This window comes from Salinicola sp. (assembly GCF_982684285.1).
The window spans coordinates 3,838-10,417 of sequence record NZ_CEXLVS010000151.1; the positions used below are offsets into that span (position 1 = coordinate 3,838).

General features: G+C 68.2%; 5 protein-coding genes and 1 pseudogene. 4 read left to right on the forward strand and 2 right to left on the reverse strand.

Annotated features, from left to right (window positions below; translation table 11 throughout):
* From AC3AYF_RS13455 to guaD, 3 genes and pseudogenes are all read left to right on the forward strand, one after another.
* A pseudogene (locus tag AC3AYF_RS13455) lies at window positions 1-1,220 on the forward strand (molybdopterin cofactor-binding domain-containing protein); the annotation flags it as partial.
* Entirely contained in the window at window positions 1,217-2,173 is a 957-nt protein-coding gene (gene xdhC / locus AC3AYF_RS13460; protein ID WP_295040728.1) for a xanthine dehydrogenase accessory protein XdhC, read from the forward strand. The pseudogene AC3AYF_RS13455 and the gene xdhC, both read left to right, overlap by 4 nt.
* Window positions 2,170-3,501 (forward strand): guanine deaminase, encoded by a 1,332-nt coding sequence (guaD, locus tag AC3AYF_RS13465; RefSeq protein ID WP_295040730.1) that lies wholly within the window; start codon window positions 2,170-2,172, stop codon window positions 3,499-3,501. The genes xdhC and guaD overlap by 4 nt, the downstream gene beginning before the upstream one ends.
* 12 nt (window positions 3,502-3,513) lie before the next feature.
* On the opposite strand, the gene AC3AYF_RS13470 is transcribed toward guaD, so the two are convergent.
* Both AC3AYF_RS13470 and AC3AYF_RS13475 read right to left on the reverse strand, forming a co-directional pair.
* A complete protein-coding gene (locus AC3AYF_RS13470) occupies window positions 3,514-4,455 on the reverse strand; it encodes a hydroxymethylglutaryl-CoA lyase (RefSeq protein WP_295040732.1) in 942 nt (313 codons plus the stop codon).
* A complete protein-coding gene (locus AC3AYF_RS13475) occupies window positions 4,455-5,672 on the reverse strand; it encodes a CaiB/BaiF CoA transferase family protein (protein ID WP_295040736.1) in 1,218 nt (405 codons plus the stop codon). The genes AC3AYF_RS13470 and AC3AYF_RS13475 overlap by 1 nt, the downstream gene beginning before the upstream one ends.
* 183 nt (window positions 5,673-5,855) lie before the next feature.
* On the opposite strand from AC3AYF_RS13475, the gene AC3AYF_RS13480 reads away from it, so the two are divergent.
* Window positions 5,856-6,580: LysR substrate-binding domain-containing protein (locus AC3AYF_RS13480; RefSeq protein WP_295040734.1), on the forward strand; the 725-nt coding region annotated here is incomplete at its 3' end.

A 6,580-nucleotide genomic window follows, 5' to 3' on the forward strand; every position in this document is an offset into this window, starting at 1 on the left:
CCGGATTCTTCGCGAGCCCCACGGGCCACATCGTCACCAACTACCACGTGATCTCGGAGCTCGTGCAGGAGCCCGGGCGCTACCGAGTGGAGATCATCGATCGGCTGGAGCTCAGCTGCGACTACTGGCAACGCCGCGGCGAGATCGGTGCGTTCAACCGCGCAAGCGCCGTGATCAAGCGCGGCCTGGCGCTGACGCCGGTCAAGTTCGGCATCTCCTTCACCGCCAAGCACCTCAACCAGGCGGGCGCCCTGCTCCACGTCTACACCGACGGCAGCGTGATGATCAATCACGGCGGCACCGAGATGGGCCAGGGCCTGCATACCAAGATCTGCCAGGTGGTCGCCCGCGAGCTGGGGCTCGATTTCGACGCGGTGCGCATCAGCGCCACTCGCACCGACAAGGTCCCCAACACCTCGCCCACCGCGGCCTCCAGCGGTGCCGATCTCAACGGCATGGCCGCCCGCGACGCCGCCGCCCGGATCCGCCGGCGCCTGCTCGACTTCGCCGCCGGGCACTATCGCCTGGACCGCGAGGGGCTGCGTCTCGTCGACGGCGAACTGGTCTCCGGGGTCGGCGACGTGCACCACCGGGTACCGTGGGGCGACCTCGTCCAGGCGGCCTATCTCGGTCGCATCTCGCTGTCGGCGACCGGGTTCTACGCCACGCCGCTGATCCACTACGATCGCGACACCGGACAGGGCCGACCGTTCTACTACTTCGCCTACGGCGCCTCGGTCAGCGAGGTCAGCGTCGACACCCTGCGCGGGGAGTACCGGGTCGAACGCGTCGATATCCTTCACGACGTCGGCGACTCGCTCAATCCGGCCATCGACCTGGGGCAGGTCGAGGGCGGCTTCATCCAGGGCATGGGCTGGCTGACCAGCGAAGAGCTGAAGTGGAACGACGACGGGCGTCTGCTGACGGATGGCCCCGCCACCTACAAGATCCCGACCTTCGGCGACCTGCCGCCGATCTTCAACGTCGAACTGCTCGAAGGCCACCCCAACTCCCAGGCCAGCATCTATCGCTCCAAGGCCGTGGGCGAACCGCCCTTCATGCTGGGTATCTCGGTGTGGGCGGCGCTGCGCGATGCACTGTCGAGCCTCACCGACTATCGGGTCAGCCCGCCGCTGGATACTCCCGCCACGCCGGAGCGGGTACTGATGGCGGCCGAGGCGCTGCGCGCCGGGCCTGCGAACGCCGGAGCGTCACGATGAGCGCCGACGGCTCTCCCGGAACCCGCGATCACCGCGAAAGCTGGCACGCCGCGCTGCACCGCCTGCAGGAGTGCGCCCTTCCCCACGTGCTTGCCAGCATCGTCGGCGCCGCCGGTTCGACCCCGCGGGAGCCCGGCGCCAAGCTGGTCGTCACCTCGACGGCGGTCATCGATACGCTGGGCGGCGGCCATTTCGAGCAGCAGGTGATCGAGAGCGCCCGACGGCATCTGGCGGCAACGCCCGTGGCGGCAGGTACCCATCTCGAGGCGTTTCCGCTGGGCGGTCGCTCCGGTCAGTGCTGCGGCGGGTTCGTACATGTGCTGATCGAGGTCTTCGCCGGCGCCGACAGCCACCTGACGCTGTTCGGTGCCGGCCATGTCGGCCGGGCGCTGGTCGAACTGCTCGCGCCACTGCCCTGGCGCATCGACTGGTACGACAGCCGCGACGGGGCGTTCCCGCTCGGGGCCTCTCACGACCGCTATCCCGACCGCGTCCGGCCCCTGACGCTGGCGGCGGATGCCGAAGGCGTGGCACAGGCCGTGGCGGCCATCCCTCGTGACGCTCACGTGCTGGTGATGACCCACGACCACGCCCAGGATCGCGATCTGATCGCGGCACTGTTATCGCGAACCCACTCGGGCGGCGAGGGATTGCGCTCCATCGGCATGATCGGCTCGCGCAGCAAATGGAGCAGTTTTCGCTCGCGCCTGGCCGCCGCCGGGTTCGATGACGCCGCGCTGGCGCGGGTTCGCTGTCCCATCGGCCTGGTCTCCACCGCCAGCAAGCGCCCCCGCGAGATCGCGATCAGCGTGGCCGCCGAGCTGCTGGCCGACCGCCACGAGCCGCAAGACGCACCGGATCGGCGGGGCGCGGCACCGGAACGACTTCGCCACGCCTTTACCACCACCGATCCGATCGACAACGCCCACTCGACAGGTTCCGCCAGAGAATGACCATGCAAACTCACCACCGCCTGCTTCGCGGCCCGCTCTTCACCTGTCTCGACGATCCCGGCGAGGACGCCGTGCCGCTGGTCGGCGCCACCCGCTATCTCGAGGACGGGGCGATCTGGATCGTCGACGGCCACATCCAAGCCGTCGATCCTTTCGACGCGCTCGCCGATCGGCTGCCCGCCGGCATCGAGATCGTCGACTACCGCGACAAGCTGATGATGCCCGGCTTCATCGACAGCCACGTTCACTACGTCCAGCTCGACATCATGGCGTCCTATGGCCGCGAGCTGCTCGACTGGCTCAACGACTACACCTTTCCCGCCGAATGCCGGTTCGCCGATCCCGAACACGCCCGGGCCGGCGCCGAGCGGTTCCTCGACGAGATGCTGCGGGTCGGCACCACCACCGCGCAGGTGTTCTGCTCTTCGCATCCGATCTCGGTGGACAGCTTCTTCGCGGCGGCCCAGCGTCGCCAGCTGCGCATGATCGCCGGCAAGGTGCTGATGGACCGCCATGCGCCGGACGCCCTGACCGACGACACCCTGGGCGGCGTCCGCGACAGCGAGCGGCTGATCGCCGACTGGCATGGCCGCGATCGTCTCGACTACACCCTGACGCCGCGCTTCGCGCCGACCTCCACCCGCGAGCAGCTCGACGCCGTGGGCGGCGTGCTGCGCAACGCGCCCGATCTCTACCTGCAGACCCACCTGTCGGAAAATCGCGGCGAGATCGCCTGGGTGGCCGAGCTGTTTCCGGAAAGCCGTGACTATCTCGATGTCTACGAGCGCCATGGACTCGTCGGCCCCCGCAGCACTTTCGCCCACGGCATCCACCTCAACGGGGAGCAGCGCCGGAGACTGGCGCAGGGAGGCGCTAACATCGCCTTCTGCCCCACCTCGAACCTGTTCCTCGGCAGCGGATTGATGGATCGCCTGGCCTGCCGGGAGGCGGGGTTGATGACATCGCTGGCCAGCGATGTCGGCGGCGGCACCTCGCTCTCCGGCCTCGGCACCCTGCAGGGCGCCTATCAGGTCGGCGCCCTGCTCGGCCAGGCCCTGACCGGTTGGCAGGGGTTCTATCGGCTCACCCTGGGCAACGCCCGGGCGCTGCATCTGGACGACAGGATCGGCAGCCTGCAGCCGGGGTTCGAGGCGGATATCGCCGTTCTCGACCCCGAGTCCACCCCGTTGATGGCACGCCGCCTGTCCCAGGCCACGCCCCTGGCGGAGCGCCTGTTCGCCATGATGATGCTGGGCGACGACCGCACGGTGGCAGCGACCTGGGCCAACGGCCGCCTGGTGCACCAGCGCGATGCCACGACGGCCTGATCCCGCCGGCGCTCAGCCGTTGGCCGTCTCCGGCAGCGGATAGCGGCGATCCGACGTGCCGGCCTTGACCACCTGGCCCGGCACGTCGTGGCCGATCATCGCCGGCAGCAGCTCGGCGGCGGCGATCAGCCGGTCGAGATCGACCCCTGTCCCCACCCCCATCTGCTCGAACATGTGGACCAGATCCTCGCTGCACACGTTGCCGCTGGCCCCCGGCGCGTAGGGACAGCCTCCCAGGCCGCCCAGCGCGGCATCGAACCGGGTGATCCCGCTCTGCCAAGCGACCAGGGCGTTGGCCAGCCCCATGCCACGGGTGTCGTGGACGTGGAGCGTCACCGGCAGCCACGGCCAGCGGCTCAACGTCTCGCGGCTCAGGTCGGCGACCTGGCGTGGATTGGCCATCCCGGTGGTGTCGCACAGGGTGATCCCCTGGACGCCCAGCGCCAGCAGCTTCTCGGTGATCGACAGCACCCGCTTGAACGGCACCTCGCCTTCGAAGGGGCAGCCAAACGCCGTCGAGATCGAGGCGTTGACGAAGACGTCGCTTCCCCGGGTGATCTCCAGGATGTTGGCAAAGCGCTCCAGCGACTGTTCCGCGGTCATGCGGAGGTTGGCACGGCCGTGGCTGTCGCTGGCCGACAGCACCAGGTTGATCTCGTCGACCCCGCAGGCGAGGGCACGCTCGGCGCCCTTCTCGTTGGGGACCAGTACCACGTAGCCGACTCCCGCCACACGCTCGATGCCGCGCATGACCTCCTCGGCATCGCGCAGGTTGGGAATCGCCCTGGGCGAGGTAAACGAGGTCGCCTCGATCTTCGCCAGCCCGGTGCGGGAGAGCGCATCGATCAGCCGAATTTTCTCCTCGGTGGGAACGAACCGCGATTCGATCTGGAGACCGTCTCGCGGTGCCACATCGTTGACGGTGACGCGGGACTGCATGGTCGTCGACCTCATCAGATCACTCCTCGTTCGCGCATCTTCGCCTGGGTATCGCGGTCGATCCCCAGCTCGTCGAGTACCGTCTGGGTATGCTGGCCCAGCGCCGGGCCGCCGCCTTCGATTCGTCCCGGCGTGCGGCTCAGCTTGGGCAGCACGCCGGGCACCTTGAGCGATTCGCCATCGCCCAGCCGGATGGTCTCGATCATCTCCCGGGCCAGGTAGTGCGGATCGGCGACGATATCCTTGGCGGTATAGGGGTAGCCCACCGGCACGTGAGCGCTCTCCAGCACGTCGAGCACGTAGTCACGCCGGTGGCGGCGGGTCCAGTCGGCGATGGCGCCATCGATCAGCTCGGCGTGCCGGCTGCGGCCGTCGTTGTGGGCGAAACGCGGATCGTCGGCGAGATCCTGGCGGCCGATCGCCGCCATCAGGCGCTTGAAGATACTGTCGCCGTTGCCGGCGATCAGCACGTACTCCTCACCCTCCCCATCGCCCGACGCGCAGGGATAGGCATTGGAGGGCGTGATGCCCGGCAAGGCGCTGCCGCTGGGTTCGCGAATCACCCCGGCATTGTCGTATTCAGGGATCAGGCTCTCCATCATCGCGAATACCGATTCGTAGAGCGCAACGTCGATGTACTGCCCCTGGCCGCTGCGATGACGCTCCTGCAGTGCCAGCAAGGCGCCGATCACGCCGTACAGCGCCGACAGCGAATCGCCGATGCTGATCCCCACGCGCACCGAGGGCTGATCGGGATGACCCGAAAGGTAGCGCAGCCCGCCCATCGCCTCGCCGATGACGCCGAATCCCGGTCGATCGCGATAAGGGCCGGTCTGCCCGTAGCCGGAGATACGCACCATGATCAGGCCGGGGTTGCGTTCGCTCAGCGCCTCCCAGCCCAGCCCCCACTTCTCCAGCGTGCCGGGGCGAAAGTTCTCGACCACGATATCCGCCTCGTCGATGAGCCGGCGCACGATCTCCTGTCCCTCCTCCGAGCGCAGATCCAGCGCCAGCGATCGCTTGTTGCGGGTCTGCACATGCCACCACAACGAGGTGTCGTCCTTCAGCACCCGCCACTTGCGCAGCGGGTCGCCCGTTCCCGGCGGCTCGATCTTGATCACGTCCGCACCGAACTCGCCGAGCAGCTTGCTGGCGAAGGGCCCGGCGATCAACTGGCCCAACTCCACCACCTTGAGTCCCGCTAGCGCCTGCGCGCCGTCGCTGGCCGCCATATCGTTCTCCTTCGTGACGTTCGGCAGCGCCTCTCTCGAATCGCTGCCGGCATGGTCGTTCATCGATAGCGGCAGCGTGACCCAGCCTCGGGGCCGCCACAATTAGGCGATCGTCAAGCTAGGCTTCGTCCATCGCGAACGATAGAGTGGCCGGGTCCTCGTCGCCACACAGATGCCGCCACCATGAAGCGAATCGACTTCACCACGCTCAAGCTGTTCGTCGCCATCGCCGACCTGCGGAGCCTGACCCGCGCCGCCGAGCGCGAGCACCTGGCGCTGGCGGCCGTCAGCAAGCGCATCAGCGATCTCGAGGCGCAGCTCTCGACCACGCTGCTCTATCGACGCCCGCGCGGCGTCGAGCTGACACCCGCCGGGCACGCGCTCCTCCATCACGCCCGCCACATGCTGGATAGCCTCGACCATCTCAACGCCGACCTCAGCGAATACAGCGTGGGGATCCGGGGGCACGTGCGCCTGCACGCCAACACCTCCGCGGTCATCGAGTTCCTGCCCGACGACCTGAGCGACTTCACCTGGCGCTACCCGCAGATCCGCATCGACATGCAGGAGCGCCTGAGTCACGAGATCATCACGGCCGTTCGCGACGGCCTCACCGACATCGGCATCTTCTCCGCGCACATTCCCGCCGAGGGCCTTGCGATCCAGCCCTACCGCCGGGACCGGCTGGTGCTGGTCACCGCGCGGGACCACCCGCTGGCGAGCCGACAACGGCTGGCTTTCGCCGAGACCCTGGATCACGACTTCATCGGACTGGAACAGGACTCGTCGCTCCACGCCCTGCTGCACCAGGATTCCCAGCGGCTGGCACGGCCACTGCGGATGCGCATCCAGGTGCGCAGCTTCGAGGGTATCTGCCGCATGATCGACCGCGGGATGGGGATCGGCAT